Below are 21,989 nucleotides of genomic sequence, written 5' to 3'. Positions count from 1 at the left end.
CCAATGAGATCTGATCAACGCAACTTCAGCGTCGACAGACCGAACAGCACCAGCATCATCGTGATGATCCAGAAGCGCACCACGACCTGTGTTTCTTTCCATCCTTTTTGCTCATAGTGATGATGCAAAGGCGCCATCAACAGAATTCGTTTGCCAACCCCGTAGCGCTTCTTGGTGAACTTGAAATACGCCACCTGGATCATCACCGACAGCGTCTCGACCACGAAGATGCCGCCCATGATGAACAGCACGATTTCCTGGCGCACGATCACGGCGATGGTGCCGAGCGCGCCGCCCAGCGCCAGCGCGCCGACATCGCCCATGAACACCTGCGCCGGATACGCGTTGTACCAGAGGAAAGCCAGACCCGCGCCGGCCATCGCGCCGCAGAAAATCAGCAATTCGCCGGCGCCCGGGATGTGCGGAATGAACAGATATTTGGCGTAGCTGGCGCTGCCGGTCAGGTAGGCAAAGATGCCCAGCGCACCGCCGACCAGCACGGTCGGCATGATCGCCAGGCCGTCCAGGCCATCGGTCAGGTTGACCGCATTGCTGGTCCCGACGATGACGAAATAGGTCAGTGCGATGAAGCCCCACACGCCCAGGGGATAGCTGACGGTCTTGAAGAACGGCACGATCAGGTCGGCCTTCGGCGGTAGGTCGAGATTGAAGCCCGACTGCACCCAGGCGAAGAACAGATCCAGCACCTTCATGTTGCTGACTTCGGACACCGAGAAAGCCAGGTAAAACGCCGCCACCAGGCCGATCAGCGATTGCCAGAAATACTTTTCACGCGAACGCATGCCGTTCGGATCCTTGTAGACCACCTTGCGATAGTCGTCGACCCAGCCGACCGTGCCGAAGCCGAGCGTGACGATCAGCACGATCCAGACGAAGCGGTTGCTGAGATCCGCCCACAGCAGCGTCGAAATACCGATGCCGATCAGGATCAGCACACCGCCCATGGTGGGCGTGCCGGATTTGATCAGATGCGTTTGCGGACCGTCCGTGCGCACTGCCTGGCCCACCTTGAGCAAGGTCAGCATGCGGATCACCGCCGGACCGGCGACCAGGCCGATCAGCAGCGCCGTCAGCGTCGCAAACACGGCGCGGAAGGTGATGAAGTTGAAGACGCGCAGGAAACTGAAATCCTGCTGAAAATTCTGAGCCAGCCAAAGCAGCATGTTAATGAGTCTCCTGGTGAAGTGGCGCCCCGGTCTGCAGCTGCGCCCCGACCAAATGCTGCACAACGCGTTCCATCTTCATGAAACGCGAACCTTTTACCAACACCGTTGCGGCGGCGACGGCAACCTCCTGGGCTGCAGCGCCGATGGCGTCGACGGTGTCGAAATGGCGCGCCGGGAATGCTGCTCCCGGCACGCTGTTGTATGCCTCGATGGCGTCGCGCATGGCGTCGCCGAGACCGAAGAAATGCTCGATGCCGCGTTCGCGCGCATAGGCGCCGATTTCGCGGTGGAATTTGGGACCTTCGTTGCCGACCTCACCCATGTCGCCCAGCGCCAGCACACGCGGTGCGGCTGTTTGCGCCAGCACGTCGATGGCGGCGCGCACCGAATCCGGATTGGCGTTGTAGGTGTCGTCGATCACCAGTGCGCCACTGACAGCGGTCTTGCGCTGCAGGCGGCCGTTGACCGGCGCAAAGGCTTCCAGTCCGCGTACGATGGCGGCGGCGGAAATGCCCGCACCCAGCGCGCAAGCGGTCGCCGCCAGCGCGTTGCGGACATTGTGCTCGCCGACGGCGGCGAGCTTGATGCCGAATTGTTGCGAACGGCCGCCGACTTTTGCATTGACGGCGATGGCGCTGCCGAATTCGCGGATCTGATACGTTGCGCTGACGTCCGCATCCGGATTGAGTCCGAAGCTGATGACCGGACGCGTACCGGCGATCTCGCGCCAGACCCAGGCGTGGTCGTCTTCTGCCGGGAACACCGCGACACCGTCGGCCGGCAAGGCGGCGAACACGGCGCCGTTCTCGCGCGCCACAGCTTCGACGGTCGCCATGAATTCCTGATGCTCGCGCTGGGCGTTGTTGACCAACGCCAGCGTCGGCCGTGCGATCTCGGCCAACACGGCGATCTCGCCGGGATGGTTCATGCCGAGCTCGACCACTGCCGCCTGGTGTTGCGGCTGCAAACGGAACAGCGTCAGCGGCACGCCGATTTCATTGTTGAAATTGCCGCGCGTGGCCATGCAGCGGTCCTCGCCGAAATCGGCGGCGAGGATGGAAGCGATCATTTCCTTGACCGTCGTCTTGCCGTTGCTGCCGGTCACGGCAATCAGCGGCAACTTGAATTGCTGGCGCCAATGGCGTGCAATCTGCCCCAGCGCGACGCGGGTGTCCGGCACGACGATGACGGGAAGAGTCAGTCCGGCGGGAACACGCTCGACCACGACCGCTGCAGCACCTTGAGCCGCTACCGCGTCGAGGAAATCATGCGCGTCGAAACGCTCGCCGCGCAAGGCGATGAAGAGGTTGCCGGGTACGACCGCGCGGCTGTCTGTGGTGGCGCCCCGAATGGACCGCGGCCCCGATGCGCCGGTATCGTTGTGCACCTCCGCCCCATCCAGCCACTGCTTCAATTGTTCAAACGTCGTCTGCATCGTATTGCTCATGATGCGCCCCCCATCATCGTGGCGCGCGCGGCCAGGGCCAGCGCAACGTGGTCGGCGTCAAGGAAGGGATATTTCTTTCCGGCGATTTCCTGGTAGGTCTCGTGGCCCTTGCCGGCCAGCAGCACGACGTCCTGCTTGACGGCGTGGCGTACGGCCCACAGGATCGCGCCGGCGCGGTCCGCCAGCACATGCGGCGTCAGCCGGGTCATGCCGCTCTTGATATGCGAAATGATGACGGCAGGATCTTCGGTGCGCGGATTGTCGCTGGTCAGGATCACGTGATCGGCCAGCTCGGAGACGGCTCCCATTTGCGGACGCTTGCCCGGATCGCGATCGCCGCCGCAACCGAACACGCACCACAATTCGCCGCCGCGCTGATTGGCGACCTGGCGCAGCGCCAGCAAGGTCTTCTCGAGCGCATCCGGCGTATGGGCATAGTCGATCACGATCAGCGGCACTTCCTGGCCGCCGAATTGCTGCATGCGTCCAGGCACTGCCGTGAGCGTAGCGATTACCGCCAGTGCGGCATCCCAGCCGGTGCCCTTGGCCAGCATCACGCCAAGAATGCCGAGCACGTTGCTGACATTGAATTTTCCCACCAGCTGCGTCTTGACCTGGCCGGCGCCGAATGGCGACTCGATATGGAAACTGGTGCCGGCATTGGTGCTGCGGATCGCCGAAGCGCGCAACACGGGCACATCTTCCAGCCCCTCGTCCACGGCGGCGTCGCCCAGCGAATAGCCGATGATCGGCACACTCTTGGCCTGCACATAAGGAATCAGGCGCTGCCCCATCTGGTCGTCCAGATTGATGACGGCGTGCTGCAAGCCGGGCGAATCGAACAACTGAATCTTGGCTGCTTCGTAGGCGATCATGTCGCCGTGGTAATCCAGGTGGTCGCGCGTGAAATTGGTGAACAGCGCGACGTCGACGTGCAGGCCGTTCATGCGGCCCTGATCGAGACCGATCGACGATGCTTCGATCGCCAGCACCGATGCGCGCGCCGCGCGCAGATCGGACAACTTGCGCTGCAGCAGCACCGCGTCCGGCGTGGTGTAGCCGGTAACGTCGAAAGCGTGCGGCTTGCCGTCCTGGAACATGCCCACGCCGAGCGTGCCGACCACGGCTGCCGGCGCGGCCGAACCCTGCAGGCGTGATAGCGCCATGCCGAGCCAGTACGAGCACGATGTCTTGCCGTTGGTGCCGGTCACGGCGACGGTGAACATTTCCTTGTCCGGCTGTTCGTAGTAGGCATTGGCGGCAAAGCCGGCCAGATGCTTGAGTCCGCTCACGCCCAGATGGGGTACGTCATCCGGCTTGACGCCTTGCATCTCGTCCCAATCGTAACCGGCCTCTTCATACACCACCGCAGCAGCGCCGCGCTCGACGGCGTCGGCAATGTAGCGGCGTCCGTCGGCGCTGTCGCCGGGATAGGCGAAGAAGATGTCGCCGGCCTGCACACGACGCGAGTCCGCAGTCAAATTCGCGCCGGCGACGGCGATTCCCTGCAGCCAGGTCACGATTTTTTGCGCGGGAAGCATGTTCGCAAGCATTACATGCTCTCCTCTAAGGCGTCTTTTGGAATGATGATGTTGGTCACGCTGGAATCCGGTGCGACATTGAGCGCACGCAAGGCGTTGGCCGTCACGCTGGCGAAGACGGGACCGGCGACGGTGCCGCCGAAGTGACTGCCGGCGCTGGGCTCATCCAGCATCACGGCGATGATCAGGCGCGGATCGGACATCGGCGCAATGCCAACGAAGGACGATACGTATTTTTTCACGTACTTGCCGCCCTCGATCTTGTAGGCGGTGCCGGTCTTGCCACCGACACGATAGCCGGGCACCTGGGCCTGCGGCGCGGTGCCGCCCGGCGCCACCACCGTTTCCAGCATGCGGCGCATTTGCAGTGCGGTGTTTTCGGAAATCACGCGCTGGCCGATCGGCGAGTCGTTGACCTTGGTGAACGACAAAGGAATCAGATCGCCGTTGCGGGCAAAGATCGTGTAGGCATGCGCCAGTTGAATCAGCGATACCGAAATGCCGTGGCCGTAACTCATGGTGGCCTGTTCGATCGGACGCCACGCTTTATAAGGACGCACCCGGCCCGCCACCGCGCCGGGGAAACCGAACTTCGGTTGCTGGCCGAGGCCGACGTTGGTGAACATTTCCCACATTTCCTGCGCCGGCATTTCCAGTGCGATCTTGGCGGTACCAATGTTGGAGGATTTCTCGATGATCTGCGCGACCGTCAGCGGTCCGTGCGCATGCGAGTCGCCGATGGTCGCGGTACCGATGGTCATCTTGCCTGGTGACGTCTGGAACACCGTCGACGGCGTGACGCGATGCGTATCCAGCGCCAGCGCCACGGTAAACGGCTTCAGCGTGGAGCCCGGCTCGAAGGTATCGGTCAGCACGCGGTTGCGCAGCTGCGCACCGGTCAGCACCGAGCGGTCGTTGGGGTTGTAGGTCGGCAGGTTGGCCAGCGCCAGCACTTCGCCGGTGCGCGCATCGACGACGATGATGCCGCCGGCCTTGGCCTTGTTCTTTTCGACCGCTTCTTTCAGCTGCGTGAAGGCGATGTACTGGATCTTGCTGTCGATCGACAGGGTCAGGTCCTTGCCGTCGTGCGGCTCGCGCACGGCTTCGATGTCCTCGACGATGCGGCCGAGGCGATCCTTGATCACCCGGCGGCTGCCGGTCACGCCGGCCAGGGTTTTCTGCGAGCCGAGCTCCATGCCGTCCTGCCCGGTGTCTTCGACGTTGGTGAAGCCGACCACGTGGGCCATGACTTCGCCCTCGGGATAAAAGCGCTTGTACTCCTTGCGCGTCTCGATGCCGGCGATGCCGAGCTTGACGATCTTGTCGGCGGTGTCCTGTTCCACCTGACGTTTCAGATAGACGAAGTTGCGGTCGGAATCGAGTTTCTTGCGCAGCTCGGCGTCGCTCATGCCGAGCAATTTGGCCAGCTCGCGCAGCTTGTCCTTGGGCGCTTCCTGGACGTCGTCGGGAATCGCCCAGATCGCCTTGACCGGCACCGACGAAGCCAACACCTGGCCGTTGCGGTCGGTAATCTTGCCGCGCGTGGCCGGCAACTCGAGCGTGCGCGCGTAGCGCGACGCGCCCTGCTTCTGCAGGAAATCGGTGGACATGCCCTGCAGCCACAAGGCGCGGCCGGCCAGCGTCAGGAATGCCATGAACAGCACAAACAGCACCACGCGCGAACGCCAGGCCGGCATCTTGACCTGCAAGACCGGGCTGGCAGAAAAGGCAACGCCGCGCGAGGCGGCGACGCGCCCTCCGGCGACGTTGGTGCGGGGCGGCATGCGGGTCACTTGTCCCTCACCGTCAGGTACTGCGTTCGCTCCGGCGTGAGCGACACCATATTAAGATCGCGTCGCGCCAGCGCTTCGATGCGGGAATTCTTGCCCAGCGTGGATTGGTCCAGCTGCAATTGCGCCCAGTCGATGTCGAGCTGGCGCGCGGCGGATTGCGCGCGTTCCAGTTCGATGAACAGGCGGCGCGCCTGATATTGGGCGTTGACCAGCGACAGCGCGCACAGCACCAGCATCGCGGTGACGACGAAGCTCAGGCGGCCGGTCATGATCCCGCCTCGGCAGTGCGTTCGAGCGAACGCATCACGGCGGAGCGTGCGCGCGGATTGGCGGCGACTTCAGCGTCGCTCGGCTTGACGCGCGAATGGAGTTTTGCCAGGGGTTGCGGCAGGTCGACCGCACGAATCGGCAGGCGGCGGTCAGGCTGCGGCACATGGGCTTTGGATGCCATGAACTGCTTGACGATGCGATCTTCCAACGAGTGAAAGCTGATCACAACCAATCTCCCATACTGCGCCATCTGCCGAAATGCTTTTTCCAGTCCTATCTCGAGTTCTTCAAGCTCTTGATTGACGAAAATCCGTACAGCCTGAAAGGTACGAGTGGCCGGGTCTTTGCCTTTCTCGCGGGTTTTGACGGCTTGTGCCACGAGCGCGGCAAGCTGTCGTGTGGTTGAAATTGGCTCGACTGCCCGGCGAGCAACAATCGTCTTTGCAATCTGAAGAGCAAACCGTTCTTCCCCATATTCTCGTATCACCTTTGCTATCGTCTGTTCGTCCGCCGTTGCCAGCCACTCCGCTGCCGACACGCCGCGCGTGGTATCCATGCGCATGTCCAGCGGGCCATCGAACCGAAAACTGAAACCCCGCGCCGCGTCGTCCACCTGCGGCGAAGAAATGCCCAAATCCATGAGCACGCCGTCGACTTGCTTCACGCCGTGCTGCGCCAACGCTTCATCGAGCGTGGCAAAACTGTCATGCACGATCGCGAAACGCGGATCGGCAATGGTCTGCGCCGTGGCGATCGCCATCGGATCCTTGTCGAACGCGATCAGGCGTCCGCGCGCACTCAGGCGCTCCAGGATCTTGCGGCTGTGGCCGCCGCGGCCGAACGTGCCGTCCAGATAAACGCCGTCGGCGCGCGTACCTTCGATCGCCAGAGCATCTACCGCTTCATCCAACAACACCGTGCGGTGCTGCAAATCGGGCACCGATTGCAAAGTCATCGCGTCGCCGTCAGAAGGAAAAGTTGCTCAACACGTCCGGCATGCCCGCTGCGACAGCTTCCGACTCGTTCTCGGCCAGCTTGGCGGCATCCCAGATTTCAAAATGGCTGCCCATGCCCAGCAACATGACGTCGCGCTCGAGGCCGACCGCCGCGCGCAATTCCGGCGCGATCAGGATGCGCCCGGCCGAATCGAGTTCGACGTCGGAGGCATTGCCGAGAAAAACCCGTTGCCAGGCGCGCGCCGACATCGGCCAGGCGGCGATCTGTTCACGGTGGCTTTCCCAGGTCGGACGCGGGAAAAACAGCAGGCAGCCGTGCGGGTGGCGCGTCAGCGTGACTCGCCCTTCGCACTGAACCGCCAGGGCGTCACGGTGCTTGGCCGGAATTGACATCCGTCCTTTGGCATCGAGATTGATTGCTGACGCGCCCTGAAACACTGTGTTTGACCCTTTTTGCTGTCGCTGTTGGCATGCTTGAAACCAGTGCTCCGATGCGGGAAATTCGGAAATACCCCACAAAAAGACACTTTTTCACACTGCCGCCCACTTTAGAGGATGCACTAATACAGGTCAAGCGATATTCAGGGGTGAAAACAGGGATTTTTTTAATAAAGTCAAAGACTTAGCGCACTTACTTAAAATGCATCTAAAAGCGCTTTTTCGTCCAGAATGAAGGACTTAGGAAATTAATTGAATGTTCCACTTGAGATATACACATGTGTTTATCTCGAATTCCGCGCAGATTCTGGAGAGGAAGCCGGTCTGTAAACAAAACGGAGCGGCTGAGGAAGGGATTTTGCACGCAATCAAAAACAGCAACGCGGGCGAACACGAAAAAATGGACCGGAACATTGTCGAAAAATTTCCGGCTGCCGCAGTATGCCTCAAAAAAACCCGGTGCGAAAAAATCTGCTGCGACGAAAAACGGAAATGCAAACGCGAAAAATCATCCACTGCGCATCGCGTTTCTTTCAATCCGATGAAATTCACGCAAAATAGATCATGACAATTCAATTAAACAGCAGATGGGGCTTGCAGAGTAGGCGCATTCCAATGCTAAAATCTCGGCACCTTAACAGTGAAAGGAATTTTAAAGTGAACAAATCCGAATTGGTCGATGCAATCGCTGCTGATACTGAAATCTCGAAGGCTGCTGCACAACGTGCCCTGGACTCCGTCGTTGAAAACATCATCAAGGCAGTTACCAAGGGCGACACAGTGCAACTGGTCGGTTTCGGTTCTTTCTCCACAGGCAAGCGCGCTGCTCGTACCGGCCGTAACCCACAAACTGGCGAAGAGATCAAGATCGCTGCTGCAACTACAGTGAAGTTCTCCGCTGGTAAGTCGTTCAAAGAAGCAGTGAACAAGAAGAAGAAATAATTGTTCGATTTGAATGCTGTGAACCTGGAGTTCACAGCATTCAAATACCTTGTTTTTCGCCGCGATCCTGAACGTCGGATCGCCGCTACCTTCCTCGCACTACTCTCCTGCAATACCCCCTGCAGCACCCTCCCGCCCTCCCGACTATGCAATCACGCCGCCAGCCGAGCCGGCCTGCTGCCCGCGCTTATGCCTGCGCGAACGAAATGTCGACCTTGCCGATGTTCTGCAGCAGGGCGTTGACGCTGCTGCCCTTGTCGGCAAACAGCAAACCCGTGCACGATCCCGTGGTCACGAACTGACCCGCCTTGATCCCGCCGCAACGCTCGCACAGATGATTGACCAGCCAGGTCACCAGCGGCCAGATGTCGACCACCGGATTGCCGCCGACAGTCTTGGCGACTTCCAGGCCGTTGAAATACAGTTCGGCGTGCTGGATGCTCTGGTCGATCTGGCCGAGATCGCTGCGGCCCGGACCGTAGATGAACGCGCAGTTGCTCAGTGCGTCGGCCAATCCCGCCAACGGATTGGCGGCAGGATATTCGGTGTAGCGCGAAGACACCAGCTCGATCGCCGGATGCACCGTGGCCACCGCCGCCACCACTTCCGCTTCGCTGTAGGGCGTGCTGCGCGGCGGCAGGTCGTGCTTCATACGCAGCGCGATTTCCACTTCGATGCCGCGCGAACCGGCGGTCAGCAGATCGAAAAAATGGTAAGGCGCGGCAAAAATGAACTGGGCCGGCATCGGTGCGCAGCTTGGCTGGGCGCCCGGCGCCTTGGCGCCGACCTTCCAGCCGCCGACCTCGCCCAGCGCTGCGGAGACCTGGTCCTGCACGGCGTAGGCTTCGGCGGCATCGACCGGAACGTATTCGTCCGGCAGGCGCGCCAACGCGACTTCATGATTGCGGGCAGCCAACAGCAAGGCGGCTGCAGCCTTGATTTTTTGCGTATCTTTTTGCTTGTCCATAACGTGCTTGATGATGAAAGCGCGTCCGCAAGCGGACGCCGCTGGTTGAGAATTCTTGAAAATTTTTCAGGCGTGCGTGCCTGCCACCGCCCCCCGCCAAACCGTCAGGAGAAACCGAAACGACGCGGCAGCCACAAACTCAGGTCCGGCCAGACGATGATCACCACCAGCGTGACCAGCAGGATAGCCAGATACTTCAGATAGGGTTTTACCACGTCCTGCAGGCGCACCTGCGCAATCGCGCACGTCGCATACATGCCCAGTCCGAACGGCGGCGAGAATAAGCCGATACCCATGGAAATGACCAGAATGATGGCGAAGTGCAGCGGATTGTACCCAAGCTGCACTGCAATCGGCGTCAGCAACGGCCCGAAAATGATCAGCGCCGGCGCGCCTTCCAGCACGGCGCCGAACAGGATCAGCGCCAGCACCGAAATCAGGATGAACATCCAGCTGCCGTAGTCGTGCGCCAGGCTCACCATCAGCTCGGCCAGCGCATGCGGGATCTGCTCCACCGTCAGCGCATATGCCACGCTGCTGGCGGCGGCCACGATGAACAGCACCATGCCCGACATCGACGCGGCGTCGACGAACAGCTTGACCAGCACTTTGCGGTTGAGTTCACGGAACGCCAGCCAGCCGACCACGATGGCATAGATCACGGCGAAAGACGAAATCTCGGTCGATGTCGCAATCCCGGAGGCGACGCCTTTGCCGATCATCACGATCATGATGAGCCCCACCAGCGCGCCACCGATCAGCTTGCCCATCGGACGCGGCTTGATGAACACCACGCTGACGTCGACCTTGCGGCCGGTGTAGTACGCCATGATGCACAGCGCGATCGCCATCGCCAGCGCCGGCAGGATCCCCGCCAGGAACAGCCCGCCGATCGACAGGTTGGCGACGAAGCCAAGGATGATCATGTTGATGCAGGGCGGGATGGTTTCCGCCATGATGGCCGAGGCCGCCAGCAAACCGGCGGCTTCGTTCGGATTTTGCCGGGTCTGGCGCACCGCCGGCATCAGGATGCCACCCACTGCCGCGACATCAGCCAGCTTGGAGCCGGACACGCCCGAAAAGAACGCCATGGCCGTCACCATGATCAGGTTCAGACCGCCGCGCAGGCGACCGAACATGCGCAGCAGCAGCTCGATCAGGCGCGACGACATGCCGTTGCATTCCATCACCATGCCGGCCAGGATGAAGAACGGCACTGCCAGCATGACGAAGTGATCGGAGCCGGCGGCGACCTGCTGGGCGAACACCATCACCGACAAGGTCGGCTCCAGCAGGAAGAACATCAGCGCACCGAAGGTCAGCGCAAATGCAATCGGCACCCCCGCCACCAGGCAGAACAGGAAACCGGCCAGCAATACATGCATCGGCCGCAGCGCATGATCGGGCCAGAACGTCTGTAACGCGAGCACGCCGCCGACCACCGCTGCGCCGATCAGACCCGATACCAGCGCATGGCGACCGAACTTCTTGAGCGCATGCGTCATGGCGAACACCGACAGCAGCAGGCTGCCGATCAGTACCGGCAAGACGAAAATCGTCTGCGGCAGGCCGGATGGCGTGGTCTGGTCATTGCTGATTTCCAGCAGCAGCCAGGTGGTGTAGGCCAGCGACAGAGAGACAAAGGCGATGATCCAGTCGCACAGCCGCAGCACGTACGGCAACCACGTCTTCGGGAAAACACCGCGCAGGCTGTCGATGCCGACGTGGCGGCTGCGACCCAGCACACTGGCGGCACCGAAGAACACCAGCGTGATCATCAGGGCGCGCGCCACTTCCTCCGACCATTCCAGAGGATCGTGCAAGGCGTAGCGCCAGATCACGGAAAAGAACACCACCAGTACGTCGACCGCGAGCACCGCCGCCGAGGCCAGTTCCAGCACGCGTTGCAGGCGCGGGTAATCCACTGCATCGTTGGGCGACGCGTGCAGCGAATGGATCGCGTTCTCGGCTTCTGCAGCTTCCACCGGCGCCAGCGGCGCAGTCATCGTTTTCATCATCGCTTCCTTTGGCTTCAGTCGGCTGCGAGCTGATCAACCGCGCACGGCAACAATCTCGTCGACCACCGGCTTGACCGCCGGATATTGCGCGGTGAACTCGCCCCACAGTGGCGCGACATCCTTGCGCAGCGCTTCACGGTCGACCGTCGACACGGTCAGGCCTAACCCCTTGAGTTTTTCGAAGGCATCGCGCTCCATGTCGGCGGCGCGCTGGCGCTGATAGCTGGTCGCTTCCGCGGCGGCGTCGAGGAAGGCCTTCTGCAGGTCGGCCGGAATCCTGGCGAAGGAACGCTTGCCGATCACCGGCGTCTGCGGGTTGTAGATGTGCTGTGTCAGTGCGCAGTACTTGGCGACTTCGAAGAACTTGCCCGCCAGCGCCGTCGGCGCGTCGTGCTCGAAGCCATCCACCACGCCGGTTTGCAGCGAGGTATAGATTTCACCGAACGGGATCGGCGTCGGCACCGCCCCCATGTAGCGCAGGGTGCTGATGAAATTCTTCACCGGCAGCACGCGCAGCTTGATGCCCTTCAATTCGGCCACGCTGCGCACCGGATTCTTGGTAAACACATTGCGCGCACCCAGCGAATAGGCCCAGCCCAGCACCTGCACGCCGACGCGGTCGACCATCAGCTTGCTCAGGATGGCGCCGGCCTTGCCGTCCAGCGCGCGGCCCGAATGGTCCAGGTTGGCGAACAGGTAGCCCATGTCGAGCACGCCGATTTCCGGCACGGTGGTCGACCAGATCGACGATCCGGAAATCATCATGTCGACGCTGCCGATGCGCACCTGATTGACGACGTCGGACTCCTTGCCGAGCTGGTCGCTGGGGAAATAATTGACTACGATCTTGTTGCCGACGGCAGTCTTCAGATTCTGTGCGAAGCGGCTGTACCAGACGTAGTGGGCCGAGTTGGCGTCGAGCGGCAAGGTCGACGACATGCGCAGCGTGACGAGCGGCTTCTCTTGTGCGAAGGCGAGATTGCCGGACAGCCCGGCTGCTGCGGCGCCGCCGATGGCCAGGCCGGTCTTGAGGAATTGTCGTTTGGATGCGTTGGTCGTGTTCATCATGTCTCCTGTAGTTTTATATAGGTCTACTTGTGGTTGCGTCTGATGCGTCTGATGCGTCTGATGTGTCTGATGCTTGTCCTTTGTTCCCGCTGCGTTGTCTGGCCGGCCTATCCTTTCGCAAACGGCGTGTCGCGCATGCCTGCGACGCCCGGATTCAGTGTCCAGATGCGGCCCGCGCCTTCGTCGCCTTGCGGCGCGCCGAGGCTGATGCTGGTGACGATCATGGTCTTCATGTCGGCGCCGCCGAAGGCGCACATGGAGGGCTTTTTGGCCGGCAATTCAATCGTGCGATCGAGCTTGCCGTCCGGCGTGAAGCGCAACAGACAGCCGGCGTCGTTGGCGCAAATCCAGTAGCAGCCGTCGACGTCCATCGCTGCGCCATCCGGGCGGCCGCGATGCTTGTTGAGATCGGCGAACACGCGCCGGCGCGACGGCGTGCCGCTGTCGGGGTCGTAGTCGAACGCCCAGATCAGGCGGCTCGACGGATGCGAATCGGACAGGTACATGGTCCTGCCGTCGGGAGACCAGGCCAGTCCGTTCTGCACGATCAGGCCGTCCACCAGCGGCGCCGACAACCCCGCGCCATCGTAGCGATACAGTTTGCCGTCGGCGCGCGCCAGCGACATGTCGAGGCACATCACACCGCTCCAGAAACGTCCCTGGCGATCGCAACGGCCGTCGTTGAAACGCTGGTCGGCTTGCAGTCCGGCAGGCTGAGCGAGCCGGCTCAGCTGCACATTGCCGTCATCCTGCAACTGCACGCTGAAAATGCCGGTGTGCATGCCGGCGATCAATCCGCCGCCGTCATCCGGCGCGATGCATGCAACCATTTCCGGCAGCTGCCATTGCCTGCTGACACCATCGAGGGTCTGCCGGCAAATCAGCTTGCGCGGAATGTCGACCCAATACCAGGCCGATTGCGCTGCATGCCAGAACGGACTTTCGGCGACGTCATGGCGCTGATCATTGAGCGGGAGCACTTGCATGATGGATGTTTTCTATTCGTGCTACTCGTATTGGGGACCGGCCAGGATGAACGGCCCACCCTGGAAATTGCCGGCGTCGTCGGCTGCCGGCCAGGCGCCGTTGAAGGGGAAGCGAGCGGCAAATTCATCGGCGCTGTCGTGCGCCGCGAAACCGAGGTGGCCTGCTTTGCTGTTGTCCCACCAGTCGATGCGATTGGCGGAGACGCCATACACGATGGTGCGGCCGACGCGCGGCGTGAACAGCGCGCAGCGCACCAGCTCGACGAAGTCCTCGTAGCTCAGGAACGTCGCCAGCATGCGCGCATTGCGCGGCTCCGGAAAGCAGGAGCCGATGCGCAGGCATACCGTTTCCACGCCGAAGCGGTCGAAGTAATAACGTGACAGCGATTCGCCGAAACACTTGGTCAGTCCGTACAGGCCATCGGGCCGCAACGGACTGTCGGCGTCGATGCGCTCGGTGGTCGGGTAGTAGCCGACCGCGTGGCTGGAGCTGGCGTAGATCACGCGGCGGATGCCGCGCTTGTGCACGCCCTCGTAGAGGTTATAAGTACCCTGGATGTTGGCGTGCATCAGCTGCTCGAACGGCGCCTCCAGCGAGCGGCCGCCGAAATGCAGCACGGCGTCGACGCCCTCCAGCATCTCGTACACCGCGGCCTTGTCGGCCAGATCGCAGGCGGCGATTTCTTCACCCGGCGCCGCTGCGCCGAGGTCGCCGATGTCGGACAGGCGCACCACGTCGGTCCATGGCTTCAGCCGCTCGCGCAGCACTTGGCCGAGATTGCCGGCGGCGCCGGTCAGCAGCAGGCGCTTGAAAGGACGCGGCTGTTGATGCTGGTCTTGAGAATCCTGCAGATCGCTCATGGTCATGAATCGTCGCTGGTTGAACTGCCGACGCTGAACAGACAACGCGACGCCACACGGATTGAATCGCGCGGGACCACACCGGCTCAGCAAAGAAGGAACAACAACTTCAGCGCGCCGTCATCGCGGCGCACGGAACATCAGGTACTGGACAACGCAAGCAAGATAAAAGCGGTCATGGAGTGTCTCCGGCATATCGTTATTTTTAATTGACAGTCATCGTACAACATGGAAATTTTGAACGCAAGGAGATTTATGGCGGGATTTTTCACCTCCCTGGCGATAACGCCGGAGAGGATGAGATTGCCCCGAAAGCCTTGCTGCGGCTGCCGTCCGAAAAAGAATGACTTGCCTTTATGTCATCTGATGACTGATAACAATTTTCACACTGCACCAGATCCCGAAGCCTGTCAGAAGTGCACAGTTCACCGCCGCCAAACGAAGCACAGTTGCCCGCCGGAGGAAGTGCTTCGATTCGGCTTGCGTCCGTATTGAAGCCGCACTAGACTTTGTTTACCGATCGGTACAAAACTCTCGTCCGCAGTCCAACTTTTCATCAGATACAGGTGCCCATATGACCACATCCCGCCCTCCGCTTCCCCCATTCACACGCGATACCGCGATCCAGAAAGTGCGCGCCGCCGAAGATGGCTGGAACACCCGCAACGCCGAAAAAGTCTCGCTGGCGTATACCGAAGACAGCCGCTGGCGCAACCGCGCCGACTTCGTGCAAGGCCGCGCCGCCATCGTCGCTTTCCTCAGCAAGAAATGGGTGCGCGAACAGCAGTACCGCCTGATCAAGGAGTTGTGGGCGTTCGAGGGCAACCGCATCGCCGTGCGTTTCGCCTATGAATGGCACGACGATTCGGGCAACTGGTTCCGCTCCTATGGCAATGAAAACTGGGAGTTCGACGAGCACGGCCTGATGCGCGCGCGCCACGCATCGATCAACGATCTGCCGATCAAGGAAAGCGAGCGCAAATTCCACTGGGATCAATCGGCGCCGCGCCCGGCCGACCATCCCGGCCTCAGCGACCTCGGCCTGTGATGGCGGCAGGCACGCAACGCGATGAACTGATTCCGGTGCTGGCGGAGATTTTCCGCGCCTACGGCTATGAAGGCGCCAGCCTGGCGCGCATCACCGAAGGCACCGGTCTCGGCAAGGGCAGCCTGTACAACCTGTTCCCGGGCGGCAAGGACGAAATGGCGAACGCGGTGCTGAGCCACATCGACGGCTGGTTCCAGCGCGAGGTATTTGTACCCTTGCGCGAGACCGCCGACGCCATGGCCGGCATCGATCGCATGTTCGACGAAGTGAAACGGTATTTCCTGTCGGGCAGGAAGGTATGCCTGGTCGGCGTCTTTGCGCTGGTCAATGTGCGCGATCGCTTTGCCGACAAGGTGAAGAGTTATTTCGTGGATTGGGCGGCGGCGCTGCACGCTGCCTTGCAACGCGGCGGCTACGAAGTCGATGAAGCGGCGGCCCTGACCGAGGAAATCCTGGCCGGCATTCAGGGCGCGTTGGTATTGGCCCGTGCGGTCGACGATCCGGACATTTTCGTGCGCACGCTGGACCGCCTGCAGCAGCGGCTGCAGGCGTCCACGGTGTAATCAGGAGTTGGTCAGACCAGGTCGGCCAGCGGATGCTCGCTCGCCGGCCAGGGATCGGCGAAGAAGCCGTCCACCCATTGCGGCGTGGCGTCGGCCAGGCGGGCGGGATTCCACTTCGGCTTCTGGTCCTTTTCGATGATCAGCGCGCGGATGCCTTCGACAAAATCCGGGCGCGTCGCGCAATGCAGCGTCACCACGAATTCCAGGCGGAACACTTCGGCCAGGGACATGTGGCGTACGCGCTGCTGCAAGGCCAGCGCCAGTGCGGCCGAACCGGGCGCGCCGGCGGTCAGCGTGGCGATGGCTTTTTGCAGCCAGGGATTGTCGGTCTTGTGCGCCAGGATGGCATCGACGATGTCGGGCACGGTCTGGCCGCTGCACAGCGCATTGATCAGATCGAAATTCTCGCGCAGCGCCGAAGGCGCAAAGGCCACGTCGGCGGCGACGTCGCGCTCGGCTTGTTGCAGCACGCGGCCGAGAACGGCGGCGTCATCGCCATCACCCCAGTTCTGCAGCAGCAGGGCGTCGATGACTTTTTGCTTGTCGGCGTGGGCGATGCGGTAATCGGCCAGTCCGGTGAATTTGGCGTCTTCGGCATTCATCAGCGCGCCGGTCAGCGCCAGGAAGGCGCCCAGCTTGCCAGGCGTGCGGCTCAGGAACCAGCTGCCGCCGACATCGGGATACAGGCCGATGGTGATTTCCGGCATGGCCAGGCGCGAGCGCTCGGTGACCACGCGGTGGCTGCAGCCGGCCATCAGGCCGATGCCGCCGCCCATGACGATGCCGTGGCCCCAGCACAGGATAGGCTTGGGATAAGTGTGGATTTCGTAGTCGAGACGGTATTCGTGCTCGAAGAATTCTGCGGCGTAGCGGTTGCCGCGAATGTCGTCGCGCGCCGGCGAGGCGTGATGCTCGCGCATGCTGGTGTAGATCTTCTGCAGGTCGCCGCCGGCGCAAAAGGCTTTTTCACCCTGCGCCTGCAACAGCACCATCGCAATCTCGGGATCCTCTGCCCACTGGCGCAACTGCGGCGTCAGCAGATGCACCATGTCGAGCGACAGCGCATTCAAGGTTTTTTCGGAAGCCAGCGTGGCGACGCCGATATGGCGGCCATTCTGCGTGGCCAGTTCTTCAAACAAAACCGGTTGGCTCATGGGGATCCTGAAGTCTCTGTTGTGTGCGACCTCGCCGGCCTCGTGAGCCGGGAGATCGTTCTACATGAATTAAATGAAGCAAGCCGATAGGCCGGATTCTGTTACGACGGTTGCCCGTTATGACAGCCATTCCTCTAGGCCCCGGATTGCTCCGGCGCTCAAGCTCTCTACCCGCACGCTCCGCGAGCAACATCAACGCGTGCCTATTTGAGATTGCTCCGGGTGGAGGTTACCGCGTTTCACCGTAACTTAATACGCTCGTCTCTGTGGCCCTGTTCCTCGCCTTATACCGGCTTGCGCCGGCTTTCAGCGGACGGCCGTTAACCGTCACCCTGCTCTGTGGAGTCCGGACCTTCCTCCCGCCATCGCATGACACGATGGCCAGCGGCTGTCTGGCTTGCTTCGGGCGTCATTGTACCTCAGACGTCCGTTTGACCGGCTGCAGAGGCCGACAATGCCGATTCGGCATACGACAGGAAAACCGGAATTGCGTATAGTTGCCGCTATCCATGATCACATCGGCGAGCGCTCCCGCCTAACAGGAACAAGCAATGCATATCTGCGTACTCGGCGCCGGCGTCATCGGCGTCACTTCAGCGTATCGTCTGCTCGAAGACGGCCATCAGGTCACCTTGCTGGATGCACGCGCGCAAGCCGGCGCCGGCACCAGCCTCGGCAACGGCGCCCAACTGAGCTATTCCTACGTCGCGCCGCTGGCCGACCCGTCGGTGTGGACGCATTGGCCGCACTACCTGTTCAGCGCCGATTCGCCGCTGACGCTGAAACCGAAACCCGATCCGGCGCAATGGCGCTGGCTGATCCAGTTCCTCGCCGCCAGCAACGCCGCGCGCGTGCAGCGCACTACCATCGAACTGCTGCAACTGGCGTTCTTCAGCCGCGACGAGATGGCGCACATCCTGCAGGCCGCGCCGATCGATTTCAGCCATCGCACCGCCGGCAAGCTGGTGATGTACACCGATCCGGCCGGACTGGCGTCGGCGCGCAAGCAGATCGCCTTCCAGGCGCAGCACGGCTGCCAACAGGAAGTGATCGACGCCGCGCGCTGCCTGGAAATCGAACCGGCGCTCGGCAAGGCGCGCCGCAACTGGGCCGGCGGCGTCTACACGCCGAGCGAGGAAGCCGGCGATTGCGCGCAGTTTTGTCAGGCGCTGGTCGAACGCATGCAGGCCAATCCGAATTTCCGCTTCCTGCCATCCACCACCGTCTCGGGCGTGACGATGCGCGACGGCGCCATCGCGTCGGTCCGCACGGCTACCGGCGCCATCGATGCCGAGGCATTTGTGCTGGCGCTGGGCGCCGACAGCGCCGGCTTCGCGCGGCAGGCCGGCTTTCGCCTGCCGCTCTATCCGCTCAAGGGTTATAGCATCACGGTGCCGCTCGACGATGCGATGTCGCAAGCCGCCGCGCCGCAGGTATCGATCACCGACATCTCGCGCAAGATCGTCTACGCGCGCCTGGGCAACCGGCTGCGCGTGGCCGGCCGCGTCGAGCTGGTCGGCATGGACGCAAGCATTCCTCCGCGCGCCATCGATGAACTGAGCAACGGCGCCGACGAGCTGTTCCCGGGCAGCATCAACCCCGCCAACGCCGCACGGCTGTCGCCGTGGGCCGGCTTCCGTCCCGCCACGCCGAGCGGCGTGCCGGTCATCGGCGCCTCGCCGGTCAGGAATCTCTATCTGAATATCGGCCAGGGCGCACTCGGCTGGACCCTGGCTTGCGGCAGCGCTGCCTTGCTGGCGGCGCAGATCGGCGGGCGCAAGACGGCGATCGACGACGCGCCGTTCCGCTACACGAGGTAGATTTCCCCCTGCCCTGCGTAGCCGACGAAATCCGCATACCATATTCCGATTACCCAACAACGATATGGAGACCTGAATGCGGCAAAATCCCCTGCGCACCTTGTTCGCGCAAAAGAAACTGGCCCTCAACGGCTGGGCGTCCATCGGCAATTCCTTCCTCGCCGAAGTGGTCGCCGATTGCGGCTACGACGCCGTCACGGTGGATTTGCAACACGGCCTGTTCTCGATCGAATCGGCGGTGCCGATGCTGCAAGCGATCTCCACCACCAACGCCGCGCCGCTGGTGCGCTGCTCCGAAAACAGCCTGGGCGAAATCAACAAGCTGCTCGACGCCGGCGCCTACGGCGTGATCTGTCCGCTCATCAACAGCAAGGAAGACGCCGAACGTTTCGTCCGCGCCTGTCACTACTCACCGCGCGGCGGCCGCAGCTACGGCCCCGCACGCGGCGTGCTGTATGGCGGCAAGGATTATTTCGAACACGCCAACCGTACCGTGCTCACGCTGGCCATGATCGAGACGCGCCAGGGCCTGGCGGCGGTGGAAGACATCCTGTCGGTGCCTGATCTCGACGGCATCTTCATCGGTCCCAGCGACCTTGCCATCGAGCTCGGACTGACGCCGGACTCGTGGAGCGACGACAAGGTCGACCAGGCCATCAAGCACCTGATCACGGTGTCGCACGCGCGCGGCAAATACGTCGGCATCTTCTGCGGCTCGGTGGAAATGGCGGAACGCATGAAAGCCTATGGTGTCGACATGCTCACGCCCGGCACCGACGTGCAGCTGCTGCGCGCCGAAACCAGCCGCCGCATCGGCATCCTGCGCGGCTGACCCGTTTTTTCCGCTGCCGCCGTGACCGCGCGGCGGCGGCCGGCGTACTCGCCGCAAGAATGGAAAAACCGCTCCTTCCTCATCCTGATTCGACACCTTCGTCGTAAGACAAAGCTCTTGCGATGGAAGTTATTTTGTTTTTCAAACGAAAAACAGATTTTTGAGAATTATCCTATTTAAGCGTCCTGAACTAACTCGCATAATCGTTTCCGCTGCATCGATGACCGGCTCGCCCATCTCGGGTCAAGGCTGCGTCATTACAAGGGAAACGAAGGGGTAACATCATGACGCTATCAAGGAACAAAGTCATTCTCGCCGCGGCTGCCATGCTGTCGGCGACCGTATTGCTGACCACCTGCCGCGACCATGAGCGCGACAGTGCGCTCGCACAGGCGACCGCACCGGCAGAACAACAGACCGCCTGGGAACGGATCAGCGACAGCAAAGCGCAGCGCGAAGCCGAACTGGCCTACCGCGCCTGCGCACGCGAAGCGGCGCTGCGCCGCATGTCGGTCAGGGAGTTTCCCGAGACCAGCGAACGCGTGACCTATCTCAATGAACACGGCAAACGCATCAAGCGCTCGGAACACGTCGGCGTCGCCATCGACAATATGCAGGTCGACAACGGCTGCGCCACGCAGATCGTGCGCAGCGTCAGCATCGACGTACTGTCGGACCACGAATACGGCGGCCTGACGCCGGATGAGACCGGCCGTACCGTGGTCGACGATTCCAGCCGGCGCGCGCTGCCTGCCGGCGAGGCGCGCATACAACCGGCCATCAGCCGCAAAACACTGCCGCCCGCGAGCTGCACCCTCACACGAGATGTCGGCATGCAGAGTCACTTCATGATGCTGAATTTGTGCTGGCACGAAGAAAGGCGCGCCGAAGCGACGCGCCTTGAAGACCTTCCACTGCAGCCGGGCAAAGCCGCCCGGTCGCTTCCTGCCAGCTGAATCAGTCTGGCGCCAGCGACTTACCTGGCCGCAACGCGGCCGAAGAACGGATAGCTAGGATCGTTGTAACCCGGCGTCGATGAATGCCCCGGCGTCACCATACCGTCGATCAGCGCCTCTTCCTCTGCGCTGATTTTCAATTCCACGGCATCGTAATAATCTTCCATCTGCGCCAGGGTGCGCGGCCCGGCGATCACGCTGCTGATCGCCGAATTGGCCAGCACCCACGCCGTTGCAAACTGTCCCAGCTTGACGCCGCGCGCAGCGCAATGCTGCTGCAGGCGTTCGGCGATGAGCAGCGACTCTTCGCGGAATTCGGTTTCCATGATGCGCTTGTCGCCGCGGCCGGCGCGCGTATCTTCAGGCGGCTTCTGGCCCGGCTTGTACTTGCCGGTCAGCACACCGCGTGCAATCGGGCTGTAAGGCACCACGCCGAGACCGTAGTTGGCGCATGCCGGCAGGATTTCCACTTCAGGCATGCGGTTCAACAGGTTGTAGTACGGCTGGCACACCAGCGGCAGCGGCACGTTGTTCTTCTCGCACAGGCGGACGATTTCGGCGATGCGCCAGCCGCGGAAATTCGATACGCCGAAGCCGCGGATCTTGCCCGCACGGATCAGGTCGCCCAGCGCCTGAATCGCCTCTTCCAGGTTTTCTTCGTGGTAATCGCGGTGCATGTACAGCACGTCGAGATAATCGGTATCGAGGCGGCGCAGGATGTTGTCGGTCTCGGCCACGATCCAGTGACGCGAATAGTGCGACTGGTTCGGCGCACCGGCCATGGCGTTGCCGAGCTTGCTCGCCAGCACCCAATCGCCACGCTGGCCTTGCAGCAGCTTGCCCACCATTTCTTCCGACTTGCCCTTGGAATAGACGTCGGCGGTATCGATGAAATTGACGCCGTGCTCGCGCGCCGAGGCGACGATGCTGCGCGCCTCGTCAATCGGCGTCTGGTCGCCGAACATCATCGTGCCCAGGCACAGGGCCGAGACTTTCAGGTTGCTTTTGCCGAGGCGTCGATATTGCATGAGGTGTCTCCGTTGGAAAGGTGGATTCTGCGAGAGCCTGTTCACGCTCTTGCCGCGAGGCCGCGAACAGGTCCTGAAGGAAGATGATTCTAGCCGCTTGCGCGGAAACGCGCC

At 62.0% G+C, this 21,989-nt stretch carries 21 protein-coding genes and 1 other RNA gene; 7 read left to right on the top strand and 15 right to left on the bottom strand.

The annotated features are described in order from the left end of the window. Window positions 1-14: 14 nt before the first annotated feature. Genes mraY through mraZ form a run of 7 tightly spaced genes read right to left on the bottom strand, consistent with a single transcriptional unit; the run spans window position 15 to window position 7,632 of the window. A complete protein-coding gene (mraY, locus tag F506_RS00510) occupies window positions 15-1,184 on the bottom strand; it encodes a phospho-N-acetylmuramoyl-pentapeptide-transferase (RefSeq protein WP_053194776.1) in 1,170 nt (389 codons plus the stop codon). 1 nt (window position 1,185) lies between these two features. Beyond that, on the bottom strand, window positions 1,186-2,622 hold the full coding sequence (locus tag F506_RS00505; RefSeq protein WP_053201106.1) for a UDP-N-acetylmuramoyl-tripeptide--D-alanyl-D-alanine ligase: 1,437 nt from the start codon (window positions 2,620-2,622) through the stop codon (window positions 1,186-1,188). 8 nt (window positions 2,623-2,630) lie between these two features. After that, window positions 2,631-4,187, bottom strand: a complete 1,557-nt coding sequence (locus F506_RS00500) for a UDP-N-acetylmuramoyl-L-alanyl-D-glutamate--2,6-diaminopimelate ligase (RefSeq protein WP_053194774.1) — start codon at window positions 4,185-4,187, stop codon at window positions 2,631-2,633. Further along, window positions 4,187-5,968: a peptidoglycan D,D-transpeptidase FtsI family protein gene (locus F506_RS00495; protein ID WP_053194772.1), complete on the bottom strand. Its 1,782-nt coding sequence runs from the start codon at window positions 5,966-5,968 to the stop codon at window positions 4,187-4,189. Before F506_RS00495 ends, F506_RS00500 begins: the two co-directional genes overlap by 1 nt. Continuing rightward, window positions 5,965-6,237 (bottom strand): cell division protein FtsL, encoded by a 273-nt coding sequence (gene ftsL, locus F506_RS00490; protein WP_053194770.1) that lies wholly within the window; start codon window positions 6,235-6,237, stop codon window positions 5,965-5,967. Before ftsL ends, F506_RS00495 begins: the two co-directional genes overlap by 4 nt. After that, the gene (gene rsmH / locus F506_RS00485) at window positions 6,234-7,193 is read right to left on the bottom strand and encodes a 16S rRNA (cytosine(1402)-N(4))-methyltransferase RsmH (protein ID WP_053194769.1); all 960 of its coding nucleotides are present in this window, start codon (window positions 7,191-7,193) and stop codon (window positions 6,234-6,236) included. The genes ftsL and rsmH overlap by 4 nt, the downstream gene beginning before the upstream one ends. Before the next feature lie 10 nt (window positions 7,194-7,203). Next, window positions 7,204-7,632: a division/cell wall cluster transcriptional repressor MraZ gene (gene mraZ / locus F506_RS00480; RefSeq protein WP_053194767.1), complete on the bottom strand. Its 429-nt coding sequence runs from the start codon at window positions 7,630-7,632 to the stop codon at window positions 7,204-7,206. A gap of 256 nt (window positions 7,633-7,888) precedes the next feature. Here mraZ and F506_RS00475 point away from each other — a divergent pair, with 256 nt between their 5' ends. Then, a complete protein-coding gene (locus F506_RS00475) occupies window positions 7,889-8,200 on the top strand; it encodes a hypothetical protein (protein ID WP_144423966.1) in 312 nt (103 codons plus the stop codon). 89 nt (window positions 8,201-8,289) lie between these two features. Next, window positions 8,290-8,574: an HU family DNA-binding protein gene (locus F506_RS00470; protein ID WP_007880659.1), complete on the top strand. Its 285-nt coding sequence runs from the start codon at window positions 8,290-8,292 to the stop codon at window positions 8,572-8,574. A gap of 187 nt (window positions 8,575-8,761) precedes the next feature. Here the strand turns inward: F506_RS00470 and F506_RS00465 are convergent, their stop codons facing one another. From F506_RS00465 to F506_RS00445, 5 genes are all read right to left on the bottom strand, one after another. Then, window positions 8,762-9,541, bottom strand: coding sequence for a 2-keto-4-pentenoate hydratase (locus F506_RS00465; protein ID WP_053194763.1), 780 nt, complete (start codon window positions 9,539-9,541; stop codon window positions 8,762-8,764). 104 nt (window positions 9,542-9,645) lie between these two features. Then, window positions 9,646-11,556, bottom strand: a complete 1,911-nt coding sequence (locus F506_RS00460) for a TRAP transporter large permease (protein WP_053201104.1) — start codon at window positions 11,554-11,556, stop codon at window positions 9,646-9,648. A 36-nt stretch (window positions 11,557-11,592) separates the two neighbouring features. Next, window positions 11,593-12,624, bottom strand: a complete 1,032-nt coding sequence (locus F506_RS00455; RefSeq protein WP_053194762.1) for a TRAP transporter substrate-binding protein — start codon at window positions 12,622-12,624, stop codon at window positions 11,593-11,595. A 110-nt stretch (window positions 12,625-12,734) separates the two neighbouring features. Next, a complete protein-coding gene (locus F506_RS00450; protein WP_053194760.1) occupies window positions 12,735-13,613 on the bottom strand; it encodes an SMP-30/gluconolactonase/LRE family protein in 879 nt (292 codons plus the stop codon). Window positions 13,614-13,634: 21 nt separating this feature from the next. Next, window positions 13,635-14,480 carry an NAD-dependent epimerase/dehydratase family protein gene (locus F506_RS00445; protein ID WP_053194758.1) on the bottom strand — a complete coding sequence of 282 codons (846 nt, stop codon included), beginning with the start codon at window positions 14,478-14,480 and terminating at the stop codon, window positions 13,635-13,637. 568 nt (window positions 14,481-15,048) lie between these two features. Between F506_RS00445 and F506_RS00440 the strand changes: the two genes are divergently transcribed. Together F506_RS00440 and F506_RS00435 are read left to right on the top strand one after the other, a co-directional pair. Then, window positions 15,049-15,522: a nuclear transport factor 2 family protein gene (locus tag F506_RS00440; RefSeq protein WP_053194756.1), complete on the top strand. Its 474-nt coding sequence runs from the start codon at window positions 15,049-15,051 to the stop codon at window positions 15,520-15,522. Further along, window positions 15,522-16,085, top strand: coding sequence for a TetR/AcrR family transcriptional regulator (locus F506_RS00435; RefSeq protein WP_053194755.1), 564 nt, complete (start codon window positions 15,522-15,524; stop codon window positions 16,083-16,085). The genes F506_RS00440 and F506_RS00435 overlap by 1 nt, the downstream gene beginning before the upstream one ends. Window positions 16,086-16,096: 11 nt before the next feature. On the opposite strand, the gene F506_RS00430 is transcribed toward F506_RS00435, so the two are convergent. Both F506_RS00430 and rnpB read right to left on the bottom strand, forming a co-directional pair. Continuing rightward, the gene (locus F506_RS00430; RefSeq protein WP_053194753.1) at window positions 16,097-17,239 is read right to left on the bottom strand and encodes an enoyl-CoA hydratase/isomerase family protein; all 1,143 of its coding nucleotides are present in this window, start codon (window positions 17,237-17,239) and stop codon (window positions 16,097-16,099) included. Window positions 17,240-17,310: 71 nt separating this feature from the next. After that, window positions 17,311-17,643, bottom strand: an RNA gene (gene rnpB / locus F506_RS22445) — RNase P RNA component class A. A 147-nt stretch (window positions 17,644-17,790) separates the two neighbouring features. On the opposite strand from rnpB, the gene F506_RS00425 reads away from it, so the two are divergent. The 3 genes from F506_RS00425 to F506_RS00415 all read left to right on the top strand — a co-directional run bounded on the left by F506_RS00425 (window position 17,791) and on the right by F506_RS00415 (window position 20,847). Continuing rightward, window positions 17,791-19,059, top strand: coding sequence for a D-amino acid dehydrogenase (locus F506_RS00425; protein ID WP_053194751.1), 1,269 nt, complete (start codon window positions 17,791-17,793; stop codon window positions 19,057-19,059). 76 nt (window positions 19,060-19,135) lie between these two features. After that, window positions 19,136-19,891: an HpcH/HpaI aldolase family protein gene (locus F506_RS00420; protein WP_053194749.1), complete on the top strand. Its 756-nt coding sequence runs from the start codon at window positions 19,136-19,138 to the stop codon at window positions 19,889-19,891. 284 nt (window positions 19,892-20,175) lie between these two features. Then, the gene (locus F506_RS00415; RefSeq protein WP_144423965.1) at window positions 20,176-20,847 is read left to right on the top strand and encodes a hypothetical protein; all 672 of its coding nucleotides are present in this window, start codon (window positions 20,176-20,178) and stop codon (window positions 20,845-20,847) included. A 20-nt stretch (window positions 20,848-20,867) separates the two neighbouring features. Here F506_RS00415 and F506_RS00410 read toward each other — a convergent pair whose 3' ends face one another. Beyond that, entirely contained in the window at window positions 20,868-21,875 is a 1,008-nt protein-coding gene (locus tag F506_RS00410) for an aldo/keto reductase (protein ID WP_053194746.1), read from the bottom strand. Window positions 21,876-21,989 lie beyond the last annotated feature (114 nt).

This window comes from Herbaspirillum hiltneri N3 (genome assembly GCF_001267925.1).
GTDB classification, from domain to species: Bacteria; Pseudomonadota; Gammaproteobacteria; order Burkholderiales; family Burkholderiaceae_D; genus Herbaspirillum; species Herbaspirillum hiltneri.
The sequence above is the reverse complement of the archived record's forward strand: the minus strand, read 5'-3'. Positions and strand labels throughout refer to the sequence as shown.

Bases quoted from the DNA above. Each gene is read 5' to 3' on its own strand.
- mraY (WP_053194776.1), bottom strand. From the start codon at position 1,184: ATGCTGCTTTGGCTGGCTCAGAATTTTCAGCAGGATTTCAGTTTCCTG.
- F506_RS00505 (WP_053201106.1), bottom strand. From the start codon at position 2,622: ATGCAGACGACGTTTGAACAATTGAAGCAGTGGCTGGATGGGGCGGAG.
- F506_RS00500 (WP_053194774.1), bottom strand. From the start codon at position 4,187: ATGCTTGCGAACATGCTTCCCGCGCAAAAAATCGTGACCTGGCTGCAG.
- ftsL (WP_053194770.1), bottom strand. From the start codon at position 6,237: ATGACCGGCCGCCTGAGCTTCGTCGTCACCGCGATGCTGGTGCTGTGC.
- rsmH (WP_053194769.1), bottom strand. From the start codon at position 7,193: ATGACTTTGCAATCGGTGCCCGATTTGCAGCACCGCACGGTGTTGTTG.
- F506_RS00475 (WP_144423966.1), top strand. From the start codon at position 7,889: ATGTTCCACTTGAGATATACACATGTGTTTATCTCGAATTCCGCGCAG.
- F506_RS00465 (WP_053194763.1), bottom strand. From the start codon at position 9,541: ATGGACAAGCAAAAAGATACGCAAAAAATCAAGGCTGCAGCCGCCTTG.
- F506_RS00460 (WP_053201104.1), bottom strand. From the start codon at position 11,556: ATGAAAACGATGACTGCGCCGCTGGCGCCGGTGGAAGCTGCAGAAGCC.
- F506_RS00455 (WP_053194762.1), bottom strand. From the start codon at position 12,624: ATGAACACGACCAACGCATCCAAACGACAATTCCTCAAGACCGGCCTG.
- F506_RS00450 (WP_053194760.1), bottom strand. From the start codon at position 13,613: ATGCAAGTGCTCCCGCTCAATGATCAGCGCCATGACGTCGCCGAAAGT.
- F506_RS00445 (WP_053194758.1), bottom strand. From the start codon at position 14,480: ATGACCATGAGCGATCTGCAGGATTCTCAAGACCAGCATCAACAGCCG.
- F506_RS00440 (WP_053194756.1), top strand. From the start codon at position 15,049: ATGACCACATCCCGCCCTCCGCTTCCCCCATTCACACGCGATACCGCG.
- F506_RS00435 (WP_053194755.1), top strand. From the start codon at position 15,522: ATGGCGGCAGGCACGCAACGCGATGAACTGATTCCGGTGCTGGCGGAG.
- F506_RS00430 (WP_053194753.1), bottom strand. From the start codon at position 17,239: ATGAGCCAACCGGTTTTGTTTGAAGAACTGGCCACGCAGAATGGCCGC.
- F506_RS00425 (WP_053194751.1), top strand. From the start codon at position 17,791: ATGCATATCTGCGTACTCGGCGCCGGCGTCATCGGCGTCACTTCAGCG.
- F506_RS00420 (WP_053194749.1), top strand. From the start codon at position 19,136: ATGCGGCAAAATCCCCTGCGCACCTTGTTCGCGCAAAAGAAACTGGCC.
- F506_RS00415 (WP_144423965.1), top strand. From the start codon at position 20,176: ATGACGCTATCAAGGAACAAAGTCATTCTCGCCGCGGCTGCCATGCTG.
- F506_RS00410 (WP_053194746.1), bottom strand. From the start codon at position 21,875: ATGCAATATCGACGCCTCGGCAAAAGCAACCTGAAAGTCTCGGCCCTG.